Origin of the sequence: Bradyrhizobium sp. (assembly GCF_052389815.1) — a bacterium.
Classification (GTDB): domain Bacteria; phylum Pseudomonadota; class Alphaproteobacteria; order Rhizobiales; family Xanthobacteraceae; genus Bradyrhizobium.
This window is the reverse complement of sequence record NZ_JBQTHN010000037.1, coordinates 20321-42140: the sequence shown is the minus strand read 5'-3', so window position 1 is coordinate 42140 and position 21820 is coordinate 20321. Positions and strand designations below refer to the sequence as shown.

Here is a 21820-nt window from a genome sequence, read left to right as displayed (position 1 = left end):
GCTGGCACGCAGCTTGCTAACTCCTCTGTAAGCATAAGCAACTTGTCAGGGATGGATTCGATGGAGTTTCAGGAGGGGAAGCACAATCTCGTCCGGCGGGGCCTGCCCGAGGTGGACGTAGATAATGTGGATGCGTTCATCGCCCGGGCCGGGAACGCCGGCGCCGTCGCGGTGCTGCTGTCGGCTGGCGATCCTGCGCGCTGGCCCGAGGCCATCGACGTCGCCGTCGTCCTGCCCGAACTGATCGACGCGTTTGGCGGCCGCCTGCGCGGTGCGGTGATCGCGCGTGAAGCCGAAGGCGAGCTTGGCAAGCGATTTGGCGTGCGCGTGCAGCCGAGCCTGATCCTGTGCCGGGGGAGCGAGACGCTCGGCCTGATCGCGAAGATCCAGGATTGGTCGGTCTATGTCGACCGCATTTCGAAGCTGATCGACCGCCCGCATTCCGGCGGCGCGGCTGTCGTCAAGACCATCATCCCTCAGCATGTCGGACGGGAAATCGAACGATGAAAATGGGCTTCTGGATGACGCCGGAAGGCGCCGAGCAGCCGGTCAACGTGTTTCCGATCGGCGAGGAAAGTCTCAACGCGGCGCACAGCGGCCTCACCGCGGCCGGCGCGCTCGCCAAGCTCGCCTCGCTCGACGGCGTCGAACTGGCCAAGGCCTGTCCCCAGGCGATCGATCTGCTGTCGAATATCGCCGCGGCAGTGGCGGAGCAGAAGAGCGATGCACCGACGCGGCTGTTCCAGCTCGACAATCTCAACGATCTCGAGCGCCGGCTGGTCGCGGACGTGTTCGGCGAAGGCGAGGTCGCCGGCATCGTCGCGCTGCCGGGCGGCTCGGTCGCGCAAGTTCAGGAATCGGTGCTGGCCGGTATCTGGCGGGTGCGCCTCGAGACCGACGCGGCCCACGAATATGTCGAGGTCGGCGCCATCCCCGAGATCGTAAGGCGCGCGGCCGAAGACCTGACGTCGGCGGATATCGAGATCGGCGAACCGCCGGAGGGCGCCATGAACGTGCTGCCGGTGCTTGCCGAAGTTCGCGAGCGTGCCCGGGCCTGGCGTCCGGGCATGCGCTCGCAGATCATCAATTTCACGCTGCTGCCGATGAGTCCCGTCGACATGGCGTTCCTGCAGCAGCGCATCGGCAACGGCCCGATCCAGCTCACCTCGCGCGGCTACGGCACCTGCCGCGTGCTCGCCACCGGCGTGCGGAACGTCTGGTCGGTGCAGTTCTTCAACGCCATGGACACCATCATTCTCGACACGCTGGAGGTCGGCGGGGTGCCGACCGTGGCGGTGGCGGCGGATGAGGATTTCGAGGATTCGGCGGAGCGGCTGCGGGAAATCGTCGAGGCCTATTTCACATGAGCGGGTTCGAGAATTTCGGCGTCAGGCAGCATCTCGCCGACGATGCGCGCCTGGAGTGCGGCATCTGCTGGACCGTGTACGACCCGGCCGACGGCGACGACGTAGCCCAGATCGCGCCGGGGACGCCGTTTGCGGACTTGCCCGAAGAGTGGCATTGCCCGAATTGCGACGCGCCCAAATCGAAATTCATGGCGATCGAACATGAAGCCTGACGGCGCACCGCATCGCTCCTCTCGCGTCGACGGCGATCCCGTCGCATGGGGCGACATGCTGGCTGCGGTCTACCGCGACGTCGGCGAGCGCCAGATGCGCGATCTGCCGATCTTCAACGAGGCGCTCGGCGTGGAGGCGATCGGCTTCCGCCGATTTGACGGTCATGTCGTCGGGATCATGGTCACACCGTGGTTCATGAATGTGGTCGTGGATGCCGACGACTGCGTCCTGCAGGCGCATCGGCCCGGCTCGACCTTCTGCCTGCGCTTTCCGGCGGGAAATATCGAATTCACCGTCGGCGAGGTGGCATCGGTGGGCCGTGTCGCCAGCTGCTCGCTGTTTTCTCCGATGTTCGAATTCGCCGACAAGGCGTCGGCCCTCGCGACGGCGGCAGCCGCACTCGATGCGCTGATGCTGCCGCCAAGCGAGAGCGAACGCGATCACGCGGCGACCGGCACCATCGACCGCCGCGCCTTCCTGCGCGGCACGCTGACGGAGCGGCGTGCATGAGCATCGCATTCCGCAACGAGATCGACGTCACGGTGTTGCTCGCACGCGGTGCGATCGCCGACGTCGAAATCCTGCCGAGGACGCGGCCGCCGTTGACGCGCCTGTTCGCGGGCAAGCAGGTCGGATCGCTGTTTTCCGTGCTGCCCCGCCTGTTCTCGCTGTGCTCCTGCGCGCATCAGGTGGCCTTCGTTTCGGCCGTCGAGGCCGCGCGCGGGCAGACCGCAGCTGCGGATGCCAGGCACCGCCGCGTCACCGCCGTGATCGCCGAACGGCTGACCGAACTGTTGCGCGGGCTGTTTGTCGGGCGTCTTGCGCTCGATAGCGCCGGCGCTGCCGCGGTGCGCTCGATGATGCAGGCCGCAACCGTCCTCGGCTATGACGCGGCCGATACCGACCACGGTCCGGCGCGCCGCGAGTCGGTGTCGCGGATCAGGGCGGCGCTGACGGCGCTGGGCGTATCCGACGAGGAAGGCGCGCCGGCGCCCGGAAGTGCGCTGGCCGCCCATGTCGCCGCGCTCGATGATGAGGCCTTCTCGCCTGCGGCGATCGAGCCATCATTCCTGTCGAGCGCAGATGACCGCGACGTGCTGCTGCGGCTGCGCACCGATGGCGCACAGTTCTCCGATGCGCCCGATCTGCAGGGCCGGGTTCCGGAGACCGGCGTGTGGGCGCGCCGGGCGATGCGCGAGCCGGCGCTGCCGCGCGAGGCGGGACCGGCCGCGCGCCTGAAGGCACGGATCGCCGAGGCGGCCAGGCTTTGCGCATGGCTCGAAGCCGGCGACGAACTCAACTCCGTTGAGGACGGCATCGTCGAAAGCTATAACCTCGGGGCCAGCACCGGGGCGGCGGCGGTGGAATGCGCGAGAGGCCGCCTCTACCATCTCGTCGAGCTCGACGGCGAGGACCAGATTTCCCGTTTCGAGTTTCTCGCGCCGACCGAATGGAACTTTCACGCCCGCGGCCCGCTGGTGCAGGGGCTGCAGGGTTCCGTCCTTTCCGGCGGCCGGCAGGGGCAGGAGGCGGTGCGGGCGATGGTGGGATCGTTCGACCCCTGCGTCGCATTCAGTCTCACCTTTCGCGAGGCGGCACATGCATGAAATGGCGCTCTGCGAAGGCATCATCCAGATCGTGGAGGACGAGGCGCGACGCCGCTCGTTCTCGAAGGTGAAGGCCGTGTGCCTGGAGATCGGCGCCTTGAGCCATGTCACGCCGGAGGCGATGAGATTCTGTTTCGATGCCGTCGCCGCGCGGACCATTGCGGATGGTGCGGCGCTCGAGATCATCGAAACGCCGGGCCGGGCGTGGTGCATGGCCTGCTCCAGGGATGTCGAGATCAAGCAACGCCATGAACCCTGTCCTTCGTGCGGGGGCTACCAGTTGCAGGTCACGGCGGGCGAGGAGATGCGAGTGAAGGAATTGGAGGTCGATTGATGTGTACGGTATGCGGCTGCAGCGACGGAAAATCCACGATCGAGAAGGTGGGCCATCAGGAGCTGGCTTCAGCCGGCCATGACCACGCTCATCATCATGCGCATGGTCACGACCATCACCACGGCCATGACCACCATCATCACGACCATGATCATCACCATGATCATCACCATGATCATGCCCACGATCATCACCACAACGATCATGCGCACCATGAGCATGATCACCATCATGGCGATCACCACCACGCGCCCGGCGATGCCGGACTTGTGGATTGTGGCGCCGATCCGGCCGGGCAGAAGATCGTCGGCATGAGCAGCGACCGCATCATCCAGGTCGAGCGTGACATCCTCGGCAAGAACGACGCCCTCGCCGCCGCCAATCGCGCGCGCTTCGGCGCCGATAATGTCCTCGTCTTCAATCTCGTCTCCAGCCCCGGCGCGGGGAAGACCTCGCTGCTGGTCCGCGCGGTATCCGACTTGCAAAAGAACCACGTCGTCGGTGTGATCGAGGGAGACCAGCAGACCTCGAACGACGCCGAGCGCATTCGCGCCACCGGCGCTCCGGCGATCCAGGTCAATACCGGCAAGGGGTGTCATCTCGATGCGGCGATGGTGGGCGAGGCCTATCGGCGCTTGCCTCCGCTGGAAAACGGTCTCCTGTTCATCGAGAATGTCGGCAACCTCGTATGCCCGGCGGCCTTCGATCTCGGCGAGGCCTGCAAGATCGTCGTGTTCTCGACCACCGAAGGCGAAGACAAGCCGTTGAAGTATCCGGACATGTTCGCCGCGGCTTCCCTGATGCTGATCAACAAGATCGATCTTGCCCCCGTGCTCGACTTCGACCTTGCCCGCACGATCGAATATGCAAGGCGGGTAAATCCCGGTATTGAGGTGATGACGCTGTCGGCGCGCACCGGCGAGGGCTTTGCGGCGTTCTACGCCTGGATCGGGAAACGGCAGGCCCGGCTTGCGAGAGAGCCTGCGGGCGAAGCGGCGACAGCATGAGCATGACCGGCCAGGCCATGGCAAGCGACGGAACCAGACTGCGCGTGCACGTCCGCGGCGCCGTGCAGGGCGTCGGCTTTCGTCCCTATGTCTATGGCCTCGCCACGCGATACCGGCTTGCCGGGTTCGTCGCCAACGATCCGCAAGGCGTGATCATCGAGATCGAGGGCGAGAAGGCCTCCGACTTCGTGACGGCGCTGCCGCTGGAGAAGCCGCCCTTGGCGCGGATCGACCAGATCCTTGTCCAGAAGATCGGCACGATCGAGGGCGGCGAATTCAAGATCCGCGCTAGCGAGCAGGGCAGGATCTCGACGCGCATCGCCGCCGATGCCGCGACCTGCCGGCAATGCCTCGACGAGTTGTTCGATCCGAACAGCCGGTTCCACCGCTACTCCTTCGTCAACTGCACCCATTGCGGCCCGCGCTATACCATCGCGGAACGGCTGCCCTATGACCGCCGCACCACTGCAATGAAGGCGTTCGCGATGTGCGGGACTTGCGCGCGCGAGTATGCCGATCCCGCCAGCCGCCGGTTTCACGCGGAGGCGATCGCCTGCCCCCAATGCGGTCCGCGCCTCAGTCACACCGTCGACGAGATCGCCGCAGCGATCGCGGCGGGACGGATCGTCGCAATCAAGGGACTCGGCGGCTACCAGCTGCTTTGCGATGCCCGCAACGAGATCGCCGTGCAACGGCTGCGGGACCGGAAGCAGCGCGACGCCAAGCCTTTCGCCGTGATGGTTGCTTCGCTCGAAGCCATCGCCGAAATCGGACATGCCGATGCCAATGAGCTGGCGTTGCTCGAAACGCCGGCCCGACCGATCGTGCTGCTGCGGTCGCGCAACAGCCTCGCGCCGGCGGTTGCGCCCGGGCTTTCCTGTCTCGGCGTTATGCTGCCGGCAACGCCGCTGCATCACCTGATTCTTCATGCTCTGTCGAGCGGCGGCGCGGCTCCGGTTATTGTCGCGACCAGTGCCAATCCCGGCGGCGAACCGCTGGTGATCGACAATGACGAGGCGTTGCGGCGGCTTTCCGGCATCGCCGATCTGATCGTCACCCACGATCGCAGCATTGTCACGCGCGCTGATGACTCCGTCCTGGCCGTCATGGCCGGGCAGTTGCAGTTCATCCGCCGGGCGCGGGGCTATGTCCCCGAACCGATCCGCCTTTCCCGGCCGGTTCCTTGCGTGCTTGCGGTCGGCGGTGCGCTGAAATCGACCGTCACCGTCACGCGGGGCAATGAGGCCTTCGTTTCCCAGCACATCGGCGACCTCGATACCGCCGAAGGCATCCGCTTTTTCGAGGAAACCATCAGTCATCTGCTTTCGACCCTGGATATCGATGCGGTCGCCGTCGCCCATGATCTGCACCCGAACATGGCCTCGACCCGGTTCGCCGAAACCTTCGGCCGCGAGCCGATTGCGATTCAGCATCACCATGCCCATGCTGGCGCTGTCATTGCGGAACATGGCCTTGAGGGGGCTACGCTCGCTTTGGTGCTGGATGGCCATGGCTACGGGACCGACGGCGGCAACTGGGGCGGCGAGCTCTTGGTGTGCGAGAGCGCCGGTTTTCGGCGCATCGGCCATCTGGCTCCGCTGAAAATGCCGGGCGGAGATCGCGCCGCGCGCGAGCCCTGGCGCATGGCCGCGGCGATGCTCGCGCAGCTGCAGCGGGCCGGCGAGATTCCGCAACGGTTTGCAGCACAGCCGCACGCGGCAGGCCTGTCGATGCTGCTCCGCCGGCCGGATATGCCGACCACGACCAGTGCCGGCCGCCTGTTCGACGCCGCGGCAGGACTGCTCGGCGTTTGCGCGATGCAGAGCTATGAGGGCGAGGCGGCGATGAAGCTCGAGGCCTGCGTTCGCGAACCCGTCGTGTTGAACGGGGGATGGAACATCGACGCCGGCGTGCTGTCGTTTGAGCCGTTGTTCGAGCATCTCGCCGGGAAGATAGATCGAACCGCGGGTGCCGAATTGTTTCACGGCACCTTCGCGATTGCCTGCGTGGACTGGATACGGCGCGCGGCGAAGTCAACCGGCATTGGCAACGTCACCCTGAGCGGCGGGTGCTTCCTCAACGCCATCGTCACCGACGCCGTGCGCCGCGGCTGTGCCGCCGCGGGGCTGAAAGTATTTCTGCCGCGCCAGGTCCCGCCCAATGACGGCGGCTTGAGCCTCGGCCAGGCCTGGATTGCCGCCTTGCAGATCGCCGATCGGCCGCAACGCCGGGAAGGAAGAAGCTGACATGTGTCTTGCCATACCCGCCGAGGTGACTCAGATCCTGCCTGACGACATGGCCATCGTGTCGCTCGATGGCGTCAGCAAGGAGATATCAGTCGCGCTAATCGAGGGTCTCGCGATCGGCGACTATGTCATCGTTCATGTCGGCTACGCGCTGACCAAGATCGATCCGGAAGAAGCGAAACGCACGCTCGAGCTGCTGGCCGAGCTCAGCGCGCAGGGCCAGGAAGCTGCGTCATGAAGTACGCCGACGAATTCCGCGACAAGAAGATTGCGCAGGGCCTGGCGCAGGCGATCCGCTCCGAGGCCGCTGCCGGGAGGCCGTATCGCTTCATGGAATTTTGCGGCGGGCACACCCACGCGATCTCCCGCTATGGCCTCGAGGACATGCTTCCGCGCAACATTCGCATGATCCACGGTCCGGGCTGCCCGGTCTGCGTCTTGCCGGCCGGCCGCATCGACATGGCGATCGGGCTCGCCGCGCGGCCCGAAGTCATTCTGTGCGTCTATGGCGACCTGATGCGGGTGCCGGGCTCGCAAGGACAATCGCTGCTCCGCGCCAAGGCTCGCGGCGCCGATATCCGCATGGTCTATTCGACGATCGATGCGGTTCGGATCGCCGAGGAGACGCCGGACCGGCAGGTGGTGTTCTTTGCCATCGGCTTCGAGACCACCACGCCGCCTACCGCTGTCATGATCCGGCTTGCCGAGAAGAAGAAGCTGGAGAATTTCAGCGTGTTCTGCAACCACGTGCTAACGCCGCCGGCAATGCTGAACATCCTGGAGAGCCCCGACATCCGCCGCATCGGGCGCGTCGAGATCGACGGCTTTGTCGGTCCTGCCCATGTTTCCACGATCATCGGCACCGAACCCTATGAGTTCTTCGCCGAGGAGTTCGGCAAGCCGGTGGTGATATCAGGCTTCGAACCGCTCGACATGATGCAGGCGATCCTGATGCTGGTGCGGCAGGTCAATGAGGGGCGTCACGAGGTTGAGAACCAGTACAGCCGCGCGGTTACGCGCGAGGGAAACCTGCGCGCCAAGGAAGAGGTGTCCGACATATTCGAGCTCCGCGACCAGTTCGAATGGCGTGGCCTAGGCCTCGTCCCCTATAGCGGGCTGAAGCTGAAGCGAAGCTACGCCAAATTCGACGCCGAGGTTCGCTTTGCGATGAGCGACGTCTGCGTCGAGGACAATCCGGCCTGCGAATGCGGCGCGATCCTGCGCGGCGCGAAGAAGCCGATCGATTGCAAATTGTTCGGCACGGTTTGCACGCCGGAGACCCCGATGGGGTCCTGCATGGTCTCGTCGGAGGGCGCTTGCGCCGCGCACTGGACTTACGGCCGGTTTCGAGATCATCGGGAGAGGCGGGCGTCATGAGCGCCAGGAACTATCAGCGCAAGCTCGATATCAGGAACGGCTGCGTCGACCTGTCCCACGGCTCGGGCGGGCGCGCCATGGCGCAGCTCATCTCCGGACTGTTCCACCAGGCGTTCGGCAATCCCTGGCTTGCCCGCGGCAATGATCAGTCGGCGTTCGACGTCGGCGCCGGGCGGATGGTGATGACGACCGACGGCTATGTGGTCTCGCCGCTGTTCTTTCCGGGCGGCAATATCGGATCGCTCGCCGTCCATGGCACGGTGAACGACATCGCCATGGCTGGCGCGCGTCCGCTCTATCTGTCCGCGAGCTTCATCATCGAGGAGGGGTTCCGTTTCGCCGAGCTGAAGCAGATCGCGGATTCGATGGGCGAGGCGGCGCGGGCCGCCGGCATCCACATCATTACCGGCGACACCAAGGTGGTCGAACGCGGCAAGGCCGACGGACTGTTCATCTCGACGGCAGGCGTCGGCGTCCTGCCCGATGGCCTCGATCTCTCGGCGGAGAACGCCAGAGTAGGCGATCGCGTGCTGGTGTCGGGAAGCCTCGGCGATCATGGCGTCGCGATCATGTCGCAGCGCCAGAACCTCACCTTCCAGACCGAGATACTCTCGGATTCCGCGGCGCTGCACGAGCTGGTCGCGGACATGGTGGCGGCTGCCGGCAATAACATCAGGGTGATGCGCGATCCGACCCGCGGCGGGCTTGCCGCGAGCCTCAACGAAATCGCCCATCAATCCGGGCTAGGCTTCCGCCTGCAGGAAGAGGCGATCCCGGTGAAGCCGGCGGTCGCGGCCGCCTGCGAGCTGCTTGGTCTCGATCCGCTCTACGTCGCCAATGAGGGCAAGCTTGTCGCGATCGTGGCGCCGGAGGTCGCAGATCGGGTGCTCGCCGCGATGAAGGCGCATCCGCTCGGCCGCGATGCCGCCGATATCGGCGAAGCCATTGCCGACGATCATCACTTCGTCCAGATGGTGACGAGCTTTGGCGGCGGAAGGATCGTCGACTGGTTGTCCGGCGAACAGCTGCCGCGGATATGTTGAGGACACCGATGCGCATCCTGCTCCTGTCGCATTCCTTCAACAGCCTGACGCAGCGGCTGCACGTCGAGCTCAGGGAGCGCGGGCACGATGTGTCCGTCGAGCTCGATATTCATCCCGACATCACGCGCGAGAGCATCGCCCTGTACCGGCCCGATCTCGTGATCGCGCCGTTCCTGAAGCGGGCGATCCCGGAAGATGTCTGGCGCGCGGTGCGATGCCTGATTGTGCATCCCGGGCCGCCCGGCGACCGCGGACCGGCGGCGCTCGACTGGGCCGTGCTCGAAGGCGCCACACAATGGGGCGTGACGGTGCTCGAGGCCGACAGCGAATTCGACGCCGGCCCGGTCTGGGCGTCGGCCAGTTTCCCGATGCGGCGCGCCGCCAAGTCCAGCATCTATCGCCACGAGGTCACGCGGTCTGCGATCGGTGCGGTGATCGAGGCCGTGGCAGCGATCGAAGCGGGACGGCCGACGCCGGCGCCGATGCGGCGCGACGACCCGCGCATCAGCGCGCGCGGGGTCTGCCGCCAGGTTGACCGCGCGATCGACTGGCAGCGCGATGCGACGGATGTCGTGTTGCGGAAGATCTGGTCGGCCGACGGGATGCCGGGTCTGGTCGACCGCTTGTTCGGGAACGACGTCCGGCTGTTCGACGCACATGTAGCGTGCGGTCTCTCCGGTATTCCCGGCGATGTCGTGGCGCAATGCGATGGCGCGCTGGCACGCGCCACCATCGACGGTGCGGTCTGGATCGGTCACGTCCGCCGCATGGAAGAAAAGAGCCTCAAGCTTCCTGCGGCAAGAGTCTTTGCGGCGGAAGCGGCAGAGCTGCCGCACCGGCCGCAATGCGGTTACGAACCGATTCGATATCGCGAGCATGGCGAGGTCGGCGAGCTCGCGTTCTCCTTCTACAATGGCGCCATGAGCACCGAAGACTGCGAGCGGCTGCTCGGCGCCTACGAAGCGGCGCTGGCGCGGCCGACCAGGCTGTTGCTGCTGACCGGCGGCGGCGACTACTGGTCGAACGGCATTCACCTCGCAGAGATCGAGGCCGCCGACAGCGCCGCCGACGAGTCTTGGCGCAACATCAACGCCATCGACGATCTGGCGGGTACCGTCATCCAGACCACCGATCGGCTCGTCGTCTCCGTGATCCGCGGCAATGCCGGCGCCGGCGGGGTTTTCTTAAGTCTTGCCGCCGACGAAGTGTGGGCGGGCGAACACGTCGTGCTCAACCCGCACTACAAGGACATGGGCAATCTATTCGGCTCGGAATACTGGACCTATCTGCTGCCGCGCCGCGCCGGAAAGGCCAACGCGGAAAGGATCACCAGGTGCCGCCTGCCGATGGGCGTGGCCGAGGCCCATCGTCTCGGCCTGGTCGATCGGGTTGTCCCCGACAGCGGAATGAACGCGGAAGACCTCGTCGCGCAGGCCTCGGCCCTGGCATCGGGCGACGGCTATGCCGCGCGCCTCGCCGAGAAGCAAAAGCGTCGAGCCGCGGATGATGCGGAAAAGCCGCTCGAGGCTTACCGCAAGGACGAATTGCGCCGGATGCGGCTGAACTTCTATGGTTTCGATACGAGCTATCATGTCGCGCGATACAATTTCATCCACAAGGTTCCGAAGTCCCGCACGCCGCTGACCATCGCGAACCATCGGTTGCGGCGCGAGCCGGACCGGACCAACCGCCAGGCGATCTCATCATGAGCGTGCAGGGAACGGTTCTCGTTGTCGACGACGAAGTGAGGTCGCAGGAGGCGCTGCGTCGGGTTCTCAACCAGGAATTCGAGGTGCTGTGCGCCGGCGGCGCAGCCGACGCCGAGAAGCTGCTCGAGGGCGAGATCGTCCACGTCATCATATGCGACCAGCGGATGCCGGAGGAATCGGGTGTCAGCTTCCTGAAGCGGGTTCGCGAAATGTGGCCGGATCCCGTGCGCATGATCATATCGGGCTATTCGGACTCGCAGGACATCATCGCCGGCCTCAACGAGGCAGGCATCTATCAGTACATCACCAAACCCTGGCATCCCGATCAGCTGCTCGACATCGTCAAGGGCGCGATCCAGCTCTATCGCCTGCAGAAGGAAACCGAGACGGCAGGCGTCGACATCAAGGCGTCGCCCGGCCACATCAAGAACGTGCTGTCGGTCAAGCGCGGCGCGGCGAAGCGGCTATACGATTTCGACCGCATCGTGCATTCGCCCGACAGCCCCATGCACGGCGTCATCGAGCTCGGCAAGCGCGCGGCCGAATACGACATCTCGGTGCTGATCACGGGCGAATCCGGCACCGGCAAAGAATTGCTCGCGCGCGCGATCCACTACGGCTCGGCGCGCGCCAACAAGGCGTTTGTGGTCGAGAATTGCGGCGCCTTGCCCGACGAGCTGCTCGAAAGCGAGCTGTTCGGCTGCAAGAAGGGCGCGTTCACCGGCGCCTACCAGGATCGCATCGGCCTGTTCGAGGTGGCCGGCGGCGGCACCATCTTCCTCGACGAGATCGGCGAGACCTCTCCCGCCTTCCAGGTGAAGCTGCTGCGCGTGCTGCAGGAAAGCGAAATCAGGCCGCTCGGCGCGCAGCGGGTCCGCAAGGTCGACGTTCGCGTCGTCGCTGCGACCAATCGCGATCTCGAGGCCGAGGTCGAGGCCGGCCGCTTCCGCCGCGACCTCTACTACCGGCTCGCGGCGTTTCCGGTGCATATGCCTTCGTTGCGCGAGCGCCCGATGGACATTCCCCTGATCGCCGAGAACGTCCTGTCCGCGGTCAAGATATCGTTCAACCGCCACAATCTGCGATTTTCGCCTTCCATCCTTCAGGAGTTTGCCAGATATCACTGGCCGGGCAACGTGCGCGAGCTGCAGAACGAGATTCAGCGGATGGTCGTGCTGGCCGATCAGGATGAGCTCAGATACGCCCCGCTGCTCGGCCGCCGCAACGGGCCGCGCCCGAGCCAGCCGCCGAACGGCAAGTTGAACGGCTCCGCCACGCTGAAGGACAAGGTGGAGCACCTCGAGAAGCAGGTCATCGTCAGCTATCTGGAGCGGTATGACGGCAATATCAGCCGGGTGGCGAGCGAACTCGGCCTGTCGCGCGTGGGCCTGAGGAACAAGCTGTCGAGATATGACCTGAGGAAGAATGCCAAAGGCGACGAAATCTCCTGAGATTCCGGAGTCGGAATCGCTGCTCAAGCTGATCGCCAACCGCGGTTCGATCGAGTTCGACAGCGAGCGTGAGGGCGCGTGGATCGAAGTCATCCGCAAGATGGATGAGGTGTATTCCGATCTCCTGCGCTACGAGGTCGACCTCGAGCACAAGAACGCCGAGCTCGAGGAGGCGCAGGCCTTCGTCACCAACGTCATCGAATCGGTGTCCGACATTCTCGTGGTGTGCGACGCCAAGGGCGTGGTGCAGCAGGCCAACTCGGCGTTTCAGCACATGCTGGGCCGGCCGCTCGATCATGTGCTCGGCGGCGGCATCGCCGCCATCGTCGCTGCCGGCGACGGCGCCAGGCTCGAGCCGCTGCTGCAGCCGCGTGCTGCGACCGAAGTCGTCGACGGCGAGCTGAGGTTTGCCACCGCCGGGGGCAGCTCCGATCTGTTCGCGATCAACAGCTCGCCCCGTCACGATCATCGCGGCCGCTTCATCGGCGTGGTGCTGACCGGCCGGCCCATCGGGGAGCTGCGGCGCGCCTATGAAGCGCTGCACAAGGCCCATCACGAGCTGCAGCGGGCGCAGCGGCAGCTGGTCGAGCAGGAGAAGATGGCGAGCCTCGGCCGGCTGGTCGCCGGCGTCGCGCACGAGCTGAACAATCCGATCAGCTTCGTCTATGGCAACATCCATACCCTGATGCGCTACCGCACCGCGCTGGTCGCCTATCTCGATGCGATCCACGGCAAGTCGAAGACGACCGATCTTGCCGCGCTCAGGGAGCGCCTGCGGATCGACGACATCCTCGCGGATTTCGGGCCGCTGATCGACGGCACGCTGGAGGGCGCGGTGCGCATCAGCGAGATCGTGAAGAATTTGCGCCGGCTGTCGTTCAGCAAGGTCGGCGAGGTCGCGCAGGTCGACATCGAACGCCTGATCAACACCGCGGTGCTATGGGCGGTGCGCACCAAGCAGGTGCGCCTCGACGTCAGGATGGAGATCGAGCGGGGTCTCTGCGTCTCTGGCAACGAAGGGCAACTGCATCAGGTGATCGTCAATCTGGTCGAGAACGCCATCGACGCCATGCGCACGACCGCGCAACCGCGCCTGACGGTGTCGGCCTCGCGGCAGGGCAGCGACGTCCTGATCGCGGTCACCGACAATGGGCCGGGCATCGAAAAGGACAACATCGGCCGAATCTTCGAGCCCTTCTTCACCACAAAGCGTGTCGGGGAAGGAACGGGCCTCGGCCTGTGGATCAGCTACGGCATCATCCGGGAGCATGGCGGCGAGCTGTCGGCCGCAAACCGGCCCGAAGGCGGCGCCTGCTTCTCGTTCGCGCTGCCATCGGCCTGATCAGGACAGTCCGGCGTCCAGCCCGGGCACGTCGGGCAGATAGTTCGAGCCTTCCGTCCCCAGGAAATCGAACATCGCCTGCGCCGGTGGCAGCAGAAGCTTGTCGCTGCGGCGGATCGCGTACCACTGGCGGACGATGGGAAGGCCGCCGACGTCGAGGATGACGAGGCGGCCTTGGGCAAGCTCGCTCGCCACCGTGTGAGCGGAGATGAAGGCGACGCCAAGCCCAGCCATGACCGCCTGCTTGATGGTCTCGTTGCTGCTCATCTCCATGCCGATGATCGGCTCGAGATCGGACTTCTGGAACAAGCCCTCCATCAGGGTGCGCGTGCCCGAGCCGGGCTCGCGCGTGATGAACGTCTCGTGCACGAGATCGGTGAGGCTGAGGCCGGCGTCCCGTTCCAGCCAGTGGCCCTTGCTCGCGATGATGATGTGCGGATTTTGCCCGAGCAGGCGAACGTCGACGCTGACGTCTTCAGGTGGCCGCCCCATCACCGCAAAATCGAGATCGTAGGAGTGCATCGCCTCGCGGATTTCCTCGCGGTTACCGATCGTCAGCTTGATCTCGATCTTCGGAAAGCGCTTGGAGAACGCGGCGATCGCGTGCGGCACGAAGTATTTCGCGGTCGAGACGGCACCGAGATGGACCATGCCGCCGGTGCGTCCGGCGAGCAGGTCGAGCGAGCCCTGGCAATCCGCAATGGCGGCTTCGATCCGGCTGGCGAGTGTCAGCACCTCGCGGCCGGCTGCCGTCAACAGCATGCCGTCGCCGGTTCGCTGCACCAGGGGCAGGCCGGCCAGCTCCTGAAGCTGGCGCAACTGCTGGGTTACCGCGGGCTGGGTCAATCCGAGATGGGTGGAGGCCGCGGTTACGCTGCCCTTGTTGGCCAGGGCTGCGAGCGAACGCAGCTGGCGGATCGTCAGATGCCGCAGCTGGGAGGCTGGATGATTATAAGAGAAATCTTTGCCTCTCATTATGAATAGAAATTTTTCTTATTAAGCGCGCTCTGTCAACCTTCCTAACGCGGGCCGCCGAGCCAGGGACGCGGCGGTTGCGAGGGGATGACGCGCATGATCGGGCAACTCACGCTGGAAGATTACCTCCAACGGTATTCGGAAACCGGGCCGCTCGCGCTGGCCGTGGCCACCGCGGTCGATGCGATCACGGTCGCGGCGATCGAGATCGCCGAGCTCACCGGCAGGGGGGCGCTGTCGGACAAGTCCGGCCTTGCCACCGGCCGTAACAGCGACGGCGACCTGCAGCGCGATCTCGACGTTCAGGCCGACGCCATCATTCGCCGCTGCCTCGGCAAGGTGCCGATTGCCGCGCTGGCTTCCGAGGAGATGCAGGAAGCCGAGATCGGCGACCGGGAGGCGCGGATCTGCGTCGCGATCGATCCGCTCGACGGCTCTTCCAACATCGATATCAACATGACGGTGGGCACGATCTTCTCGATCCTGCCGGCACCCGACGATCCGAGTCTCGCCTTCGGCCAGTGCGGCACCGCGCAACTCGCCGCCGGCTTCGTCACCTACGGTCCGCAGACATCGCTGGTGCTCACGCTCGGCGACGGCGTCGACATCTTCACCCTCGACCGCGCGGCCGGTGGCTTCCGCCTGGCGCGGCGCGCGTTGCGGATTCCCGACACGGCGGAGGAGTTCGCCATCAACGCATCCAACCGGCGGCATTGGGATCCGCCGGTTCGTGCCTTCATCGACGAATGCCTGGCCGGCGTCGACGGTCCTGCCAGCCGCGATTTCAACATGCGCTGGATCGGCTCGCTGGTGGCGGAAGCCTATCGCATCCTCTCGCGCGGCGGGGTGTTCCTCTATCCGTCCGATGCGCGGCCGGGCTATGGCGACGGCCGCCTGCGCCTGGTCTACGAAGCCCACCCGATCGCCTTCATCATCGAGCAGGCCGGCGGCGCCGCCTCGACCGGGCGCGAGCGTATCCTCGATCTCGCGGCCCACAGCCTGCACCAGCGCGTGCCGTTGATCATGGGATCGAGCGGCGAAGTGCGGCGCGTCGAGGAATTGCACTGCGATCCGCTACCGGCAGCGAGCGTTTCCGCGCCGCTGTTCGCGCAACGCGGCTTCTTCCGGCTGTGAGGGAAAAGCCCATGTCCAGAAAACATCCGATCATCTCGATCACCGGCTCCTCGGGCGCAGGCACGACCTCCGTCAAGCGAACCTTCGAGCAGATATTCCATCGCGAGGGCGTCAAGGCCGTCTACATCGAGGGCGACGCGTTTCATCGCTATGACCGCGCCGAGATGCGTGTGCAGATGGCGAACGAGGCCGAGCGCGGCAACAAGCATTTCAGCCATTTCAGCCCGCAGACCAACCTGTTCGAGGAGCTGGAGAAGGCGTTTCGCGACTATGGCGAGACCGGCAGCGCGGTGACGCGGCACTACGTCCATGACGAGGAGGAAGCCGCCCGCCACGGCAGCCCGCCCGGCACCTTCACCGAATGGAAGCGGCTGCCGGACAATTCGGACCTCCTGTTCTACGAAGGCCTGCACGGCGCCGTCGTCACCGACAAGGTCAACGTCGCACGCCATGCCGACCTCAAGATCGGCGTCGTGCCCGTGATCAATCTCGAATGGATCCAGAAGCTGCATCGCGACCGCAGCGCGCGCGGCTATTCGACGGAAGCGGTGACCGACACCATCCTGCGCCGGATGCCCGACTACATCAATTACATCTGCCCGCAGTTCACCGAGACCGACATCAACTTCCAGCGCGTGCCGACGGTCGATACCTCCAATCCCTTCGTCGCGCGCTGGATTCCGACGCCGGACGAATCGATGGTCGTGATCCGCTTCAAGTCTCCGCGCGGCATCGACTTTCCCTACCTGCTGTCGATGCTGCCCAACAGCTTCATGTCGCGCGCCAACTCGATCGTCTGCCACGGATCCAAGCTCGATCTCGCCATGCAGCTGATCCTGACGCCGCTGATCATGCAGCTGATCGAGCGCAAGCGCGGCCTGAAAGCGATGCCGCGGATGTACGAGAATCACGGGAGCGTCTGATGAATATTTCGGTCCATGCCGAAGCCGACCTCAACAAGGTCGCCCATTGCGATCTCGCCAATGCCATCCGCTTCCTGGCCGTCGACGCCATCGAGAAGGCGCAGTCGGGCCATCCCGGCCTGCCGATGGGCATGGCCGACGTCGCCGCCGTCCTGTTCTCGCGTTTCCTCAAGTTCGACGCCGCCGATCCCGCTTGGCCCGATCGCGACCGCTTCGTGCTCTCGGCCGGCCACGGCTCGATGCTGCTCTATGCGCTGCTGCACCTCGTCGGCAGCGACGTCAGCCTCGAGGATATCAAGGCGTTTCGCCAGTGGGGTTCCAAAACGCCGGGCCATCCCGAATATGGTCACACGCCCGGTGTCGAAATGACGACCGGGCCGCTGGGGCAGGGGATCGCGACCGCCGTGGGCATGGCGCTTGCCGAGCGCATGGCGAATGCAAGGCTTGGCGACGAATTGGTCGATCATTTCACCTATGTGATCGCCGGCGATGGCTGCCTGATGGAAGGGATCAGCCAGGAAGCGATTTCGCTGGCCGGCCATCTGCAGCTCGGCCGCTTGATCGTCCTGTTCGACGACAACGCGATTTCCATCGACGGCCCGACTTCGCTTGCGACTTCCGACGATCAGCTCAAGCGTTTTGCCGCTTCCGGCTGGTCGGTCCGCCGCGTCGACGGACACGATCCCGACGCGATCGGGACCGCCATCGCCGAGGAGCGCGAGACCGCGCAACCTTCGTTGATCGCCTGTCGCACCATCATCGGCTATGGCGCGCCGGACCGGCAGGGGACCGAGAAGGCGCACGGCGCGCCGCTCGGTGTCGAGCAGGCCGCGGCGGCGCGCCGAAATCTCGGCTGGGATTACCAGCCGTTCGTCGTGCCCACCCCGGTGCTCAAGGCGTGGCGAATGATCGGACAACGCGGCCAGATCGACCGTCTTGCCTGGCAGGATCGCTGCGAACGCGCCAAACCGGCAAACCGCGAGTGGTTCACCGCAGGCAAGGCGGTCGCTTTGTCCGGTGCTTATGATCTGATGTCGGCGAAATTGCGCGAGCGTTTCGCCACCGAGCGGCCGAAGCTTGCCACGCGCCAGGCATCGCAACTGGTGCTCGATGCCATCGCCTCCACCATTCCGGGACTGGTCGGCGGATCGGCCGATCTCACCCATTCGAACCTGACCCAGAGCAAGACCCAGCATCCGGTCAAGCCCGGCCAATTCGCCGGCGACTATGTCCACTACGGCATTCGCGAGCATGGCATGGCCGCCGCCATGAACGGCATCGCGCTGCATGGCGGATTCATTCCCTATGGCGGCACCTTCCTGGCTTTCTCCGACTACAGCCGGCCGGCGATTCGCCTCTCGGCCCTGATGCGCCTTCGCGTTGTCCACGTGATGACGCACGACTCCATCGGGCTCGGCGAGGACGGCCCCACGCATCAGCCGGTCGAGCACTTGGCTGCGCTGCGCGTCATTCCAAATCTGCTGGTGTTCCGTCCTGCGGACGCGGTGGAAACACTGGAAGCCTGGGACTGCGCCCTGCAGGCTACGAATCGTCCCTCGGTGCTGTGCCTGTCGCGCCAGGCGCTGCCGACCTTCCGCAGCGATGCGCGCGGCAAGAACCGCGTCGCGCGCGGCGCGTATCTCGTCGTTGCGCCCGAGGGCGGCCGCGACGTGACGCTGATTGCGACCGGCTCGGAGGTGTCGATTGCGATGGAGGCGGCGCGTCTGCTTGCCACCGAGCATATCCGTGCAGCGGTCGTCTCGGCGCCATGCTTCGCCTTGTTCGTGGAACAACCGGAGGAATACCGCGCCAACGTGCTGGGCACGGCGCCCCGCGTCGGCGTCGAAGCCGCGGTGCTCGGCGACTGGCCGCGCTGGATCGGTGCCGATGGCGAGTTCGTCGGCATGCGCGGCTTCGGCGCCTCGGCGCCCGCGCCGATCCTCTACCGCGAATTCGATATCACCCCGCAGTCCGTTGCGGCTGCGGCCCGGCGCGCGGCCGCGCGCGCAAAGCAGGCAAGATAGGAGCATTCCCTTGGCACGTATCACACTCCGGCAATTGCTCGATCACGCCGCAGACCACGGCTACGCGGTGCCCGCCTTCAACATCAACAATATGGAGCAGGGGCTCGCGATCATGCAGGCGGCTGCCGCCGTCGATGCGCCCGTCATCATCCAGGCCTCGCGCGGCGCGCGCAGCTATGCCGGCGACATCATGCTCTCGCACATGATCGAGGCGCTGGAGCGGACCTATCCCGAAATTCCGCTCTGCATGCATCAGGATCACGGCAATGACGAGGCGACCTGCGCCAGCGCCATCGCCCACGGCTTCACGTCCGTCATGATGGACGGCTCGCTGAAAGCCGACGCCAAGACGGCAGCGGATTACGACTACAACGTCGCCATCACGCGTCGTGTCGTCGATCTCGCGCATTGGGTCGGCGCATCCGTCGAGGGCGAGCTTGGCGTGCTCGGCTCGCTCGAACATGGCGGCGGCGAGCAGGAAGACGGCCACGGCCTCGAAGGCAAGGTCGGCCGCGACCAGCTGCTCACCGATCCCGACCAGGTGGTGGATTTCGTCCGCGCCACCGGCGTCGATGCGCTGGCGATCGCGATGGGCACGTCGCACGGCGCCTACAAGTTCAGCCGCAAGCCGGACGGCGAGATCCTGGCAATGCGGGTGGTCGAGGAGATCCACCGTCGCTTGCCCAATACGCATCTCGTCATGCACGGGTCTTCGTCGGTACCGCAGCCGCTGCAGGACATGTTCAACGAATTCGGCGGGGCGATGCCGCAGACCTGGGGCGTGCCGGTCGAGGAAATCGTCCGCGGCATCAAATGCGGCGTGCGCAAGGTCAATATCGACACCGACTGCCGCCTCGCGATGACCGCGGTGTTCCGCAAGGTAGCCATGCAGGCGCGCGGCGAATTCGATCCGCGAAAATTCCTGAAGCCCGCGATGGACGCGATGCGCGATCTGTGCCGCGAGCGCTTCGAGCAGTTCGGCACCGCCGGCCACGCCACCAAGATCAGGGTGATCCCCCTGAGCGAGATGGCGCGGCGCTACCGCGCCGGCGACCTCGATCCGCGCATCGATGCGCGCGAGCCGGTCGCGGCCTGACCATGCAGAGAGAGCAGAGAATATCTTGAGGAGACGAACATGAACGCACATACCGGAACAGTCCGCGGCAAGGAGCGCTATCGCTCGGGCGTGATGGAATACAAGCGCATGGGCTATTGGGAACCGGACTATGTGCCAAAGGACACCGACGTCATCGCGGTGTTCCGCGTCACACCGCAGGACGGCGTCGATCCGATCGAAGCCTCCGCCGCCGTTGCGGGCGAATCCTCGACGGCAACCTGGACGGTGGTCTGGACCGATCGTCTGACCGCGGCGGAAAAGTATCGCGCCAAGTGCTATCGGGTCGACGAGGTGCCGGGTTCGCCGGACCAGTACTTCGCCTATATCGCCTACGATCTCGACCTGTTCGAGGGCGGTTCGATCGCCAATCTGTCGGCCTCGATCATCGGCAACGTGTTCGGCTTCAAGCCGCTGAAGGCGCTGCGCCTGGAAGACATGCGTTTTCCGGTCGCTTATGTGAAGACGTTTCAGGGGCCTGCCACCGGCATCGTGGTGGAGCGCGAGCGGCTCGACAAGTTCGGCCGGCCGCTGCTCGGCGCGACCATCAAGCCGAAGCTCGGGCTTTCGGGACGCAACTACGGACGCGTTGTCTATGAGGCGCTGAAAGGCGGGCTGGATTTCACCAAGGATGACGAGAACATCAACTCGCAACCCTTCATGCATTGGCGCGAGCGCTTCCTCTACTGCATGGAAGCCGTCAACCGCGCCCAGGCGGCATCGGGCGAGATCAAGGGCACCTATCTCAACGTCACCGCCGCGACCATGGAGGACATGTACGAGCGCGCCGAGTTCGCCAAGGAGCTCGGATCGGTCGTGGTCATGATCGACCTCGTGATCGGCTATACCGCGATCCAGTCGATGGCGAAATGGGCGCGCCGCAACGACATGATCCTGCATCTGCATCGCGCCGGCCATTCGACCTACACGCGGCAGAAATCCCACGGCGTGTCGTTCCGCGTCATCGCCAAGTGGATGCGCCTTGCCGGCGTTGACCACATTCATGCCGGAACCGTCGTCGGCAAGCTCGAAGGCGATCCCAACACCACGCGCGGCTACTACGATATCTGCCGCGAAGACTTCAATCCGATGAAGCTCGAGCACGGCATCTTTTTCGACCAGCCCTGGGCGAGCCTCAACAAGCTGATGCCGGTGGCCTCGGGCGGCATCCATGCCGGCCAGATGCACCAGCTGCTTGATCTCCTGGGCGAAGACGTCGTGCTGCAGTTCGGCGGCGGCACGATCGGTCATCCCATGGGCATCCAGGCCGGCGCGATCGCCAATCGCGTGGCGCTGGAGGCGATGATCCTCGCCCGTAACGAAGGCCGCGACTATCTGCACGAAGGACCGGAGATCCTGGCCAAGGCCGCTGCCGGCTGCACGCCGCTGAAGGCCGCGCTCGAAACCTGGAAGGACGTGACCTTCAACTATCAATCCACCGACACGCCGGACTTCGTGCCGACGGCGCTGGTCGCCGTTTGAGGAGACATGACATGAGACTGACACAAGGGTGTTTCTCGTTCCTGCCCGATCTCACCGACGATCAGATCTACGGCCAAGTGCAATATTGCCTGGCGAAGGGCTGGGCGGTGAACATCGAGTTCACCGACGATCCGCACCCCCGCAACACCTATTGGGAGATGTGGGGCCTGCCGATGTTCGATCTTGCGGACGCGGCCGGCGTGATGATGGAGCTTGCCGAATGCCGCAAGGTATATGGCGACCGCTACATCCGCATCAGCGGCTTCGATTCCAGTCATGGCTGGGAGTCGGTGCGGATCTCATTCATCGTCAACCGTCCGCCGCAGGAAGCCGAATTCGAGCTGGTGCGGCAGGAAGTCGTCGGACGCTCGGTCCGCTACACCACCGTCCGCCGCCCGCTTCAGCATGCTTCGCCGTAAGGTGGAAAGACATCCGCTCGGAGTGAGCATCTCCCCACTCCGTTCCCTTGGCG

Annotated in this window: 21 protein-coding genes; 20 read left to right on the top strand and 1 reads right to left on the bottom strand. The window is 65.2% G+C overall.

The window, feature by feature from the left end; all coding sequences use genetic code 11:
- The first annotated feature begins 60 nt into the window (after positions 1-60).
- The 14 genes from ACT4OC_RS08145 to ACT4OC_RS08080 are packed head-to-tail and all read left to right on the top strand — an operon-like array spanning position 61 to position 13696.
- A complete protein-coding gene (locus ACT4OC_RS08145) occupies positions 61-507 on the top strand; it encodes a hydrogenase accessory protein (protein WP_444838482.1) in 447 nt (148 codons plus the stop codon).
- Positions 504-1367, top strand: a complete 864-nt coding sequence (locus ACT4OC_RS08140) for a hydrogenase expression/formation C-terminal domain-containing protein (RefSeq protein ID WP_444838461.1) — start codon at positions 504-506, stop codon at positions 1365-1367. Before ACT4OC_RS08145 ends, ACT4OC_RS08140 begins: the two co-directional genes overlap by 4 nt.
- Entirely contained in the window at positions 1364-1579 is a 216-nt protein-coding gene (locus ACT4OC_RS08135) for a rubredoxin (protein ID WP_444838460.1), read from the top strand. Before ACT4OC_RS08140 ends, ACT4OC_RS08135 begins: the two co-directional genes overlap by 4 nt.
- Positions 1569-2090 (top strand): [NiFe]-hydrogenase assembly chaperone HybE, encoded by a 522-nt coding sequence (hybE, locus tag ACT4OC_RS08130; protein ID WP_444838459.1) that lies wholly within the window; start codon positions 1569-1571, stop codon positions 2088-2090. The genes ACT4OC_RS08135 and hybE overlap by 11 nt, the downstream gene beginning before the upstream one ends.
- Positions 2087-3187 carry a nickel-dependent hydrogenase large subunit gene (locus ACT4OC_RS08125; protein ID WP_444838458.1) on the top strand — a complete coding sequence of 367 codons (1101 nt, stop codon included), beginning with the start codon at positions 2087-2089 and terminating at the stop codon, positions 3185-3187. The genes hybE and ACT4OC_RS08125 overlap by 4 nt, the downstream gene beginning before the upstream one ends.
- Positions 3180-3521 (top strand): hydrogenase maturation nickel metallochaperone HypA, encoded by a 342-nt coding sequence (gene hypA / locus ACT4OC_RS08120; RefSeq protein ID WP_444838457.1) that lies wholly within the window; start codon positions 3180-3182, stop codon positions 3519-3521. Before ACT4OC_RS08125 ends, hypA begins: the two co-directional genes overlap by 8 nt.
- Positions 3521-4528, top strand: coding sequence for a hydrogenase nickel incorporation protein HypB (gene hypB / locus ACT4OC_RS08115; protein WP_444838456.1), 1008 nt, complete (start codon positions 3521-3523; stop codon positions 4526-4528). Before hypA ends, hypB begins: the two co-directional genes overlap by 1 nt.
- The gene (gene hypF / locus ACT4OC_RS08110) at positions 4525-6774 is read left to right on the top strand and encodes a carbamoyltransferase HypF (RefSeq protein ID WP_444838455.1); all 2250 of its coding nucleotides are present in this window, start codon (positions 4525-4527) and stop codon (positions 6772-6774) included. Before hypB ends, hypF begins: the two co-directional genes overlap by 4 nt.
- Position 6775: 1 nt before the next feature.
- Complete coding sequence (locus ACT4OC_RS08105) at positions 6776-7012, top strand: HypC/HybG/HupF family hydrogenase formation chaperone (protein WP_444838454.1); 237 nt, start codon at positions 6776-6778, stop codon at positions 7010-7012.
- Positions 7009-8151: a hydrogenase formation protein HypD gene (hypD, locus tag ACT4OC_RS08100; protein WP_444838453.1), complete on the top strand. Its 1143-nt coding sequence runs from the start codon at positions 7009-7011 to the stop codon at positions 8149-8151. The genes ACT4OC_RS08105 and hypD overlap by 4 nt, the downstream gene beginning before the upstream one ends.
- Positions 8148-9194, top strand: a complete 1047-nt coding sequence (gene hypE / locus ACT4OC_RS08095) for a hydrogenase expression/formation protein HypE (RefSeq protein WP_444838452.1) — start codon at positions 8148-8150, stop codon at positions 9192-9194. The genes hypD and hypE overlap by 4 nt, the downstream gene beginning before the upstream one ends.
- Positions 9195-9202: 8 nt before the next feature.
- Positions 9203-10903 (top strand): hydrogenase maturation protein, encoded by a 1701-nt coding sequence (locus ACT4OC_RS08090; protein WP_444838451.1) that lies wholly within the window; start codon positions 9203-9205, stop codon positions 10901-10903.
- Positions 10900-12354, top strand: a complete 1455-nt coding sequence (locus tag ACT4OC_RS08085; protein ID WP_444838450.1) for a sigma-54-dependent transcriptional regulator — start codon at positions 10900-10902, stop codon at positions 12352-12354. The genes ACT4OC_RS08090 and ACT4OC_RS08085 overlap by 4 nt, the downstream gene beginning before the upstream one ends.
- Complete coding sequence (locus ACT4OC_RS08080; protein WP_444838449.1) at positions 12329-13696, top strand: sensor histidine kinase; 1368 nt, start codon at positions 12329-12331, stop codon at positions 13694-13696. Before ACT4OC_RS08085 ends, ACT4OC_RS08080 begins: the two co-directional genes overlap by 26 nt.
- Here the strand turns inward: ACT4OC_RS08080 and ACT4OC_RS08075 are convergent, their stop codons facing one another.
- Positions 13697-14671 carry a LysR family transcriptional regulator gene (locus tag ACT4OC_RS08075; protein ID WP_444838448.1) on the bottom strand — a complete coding sequence of 325 codons (975 nt, stop codon included), beginning with the start codon at positions 14669-14671 and terminating at the stop codon, positions 13697-13699.
- 96 nt (positions 14672-14767) lie between these two features.
- Here ACT4OC_RS08075 and ACT4OC_RS08070 point away from each other — a divergent pair, with 96 nt between their 5' ends.
- The 6 genes from ACT4OC_RS08070 to ACT4OC_RS08045 are packed head-to-tail and all read left to right on the top strand — an operon-like array spanning position 14768 to position 21767.
- Positions 14768-15805 (top strand): class 1 fructose-bisphosphatase, encoded by a 1038-nt coding sequence (locus ACT4OC_RS08070; RefSeq protein ID WP_444838447.1) that lies wholly within the window; start codon positions 14768-14770, stop codon positions 15803-15805.
- 11 nt (positions 15806-15816) lie between these two features.
- Entirely contained in the window at positions 15817-16728 is a 912-nt protein-coding gene (locus ACT4OC_RS08065; RefSeq protein ID WP_444838446.1) for a phosphoribulokinase, read from the top strand.
- Positions 16728-18752, top strand: a complete 2025-nt coding sequence (tkt, locus tag ACT4OC_RS08060) for a transketolase (RefSeq protein WP_444838445.1) — start codon at positions 16728-16730, stop codon at positions 18750-18752. The genes ACT4OC_RS08065 and tkt overlap by 1 nt, the downstream gene beginning before the upstream one ends.
- 10 nt (positions 18753-18762) lie before the next feature.
- On the top strand, positions 18763-19848 hold the full coding sequence (gene fba / locus ACT4OC_RS08055; protein ID WP_444838444.1) for a class II fructose-bisphosphate aldolase: 1086 nt from the start codon (positions 18763-18765) through the stop codon (positions 19846-19848).
- A 39-nt stretch (positions 19849-19887) separates the two neighbouring features.
- Positions 19888-21348, top strand: a complete 1461-nt coding sequence (locus tag ACT4OC_RS08050; RefSeq protein ID WP_444838443.1) for a form I ribulose bisphosphate carboxylase large subunit — start codon at positions 19888-19890, stop codon at positions 21346-21348.
- 11 nt (positions 21349-21359) lie between these two features.
- A complete protein-coding gene (locus ACT4OC_RS08045) occupies positions 21360-21767 on the top strand; it encodes a ribulose bisphosphate carboxylase small subunit (protein ID WP_444838442.1) in 408 nt (135 codons plus the stop codon).
- Positions 21768-21820 lie beyond the last annotated feature (53 nt).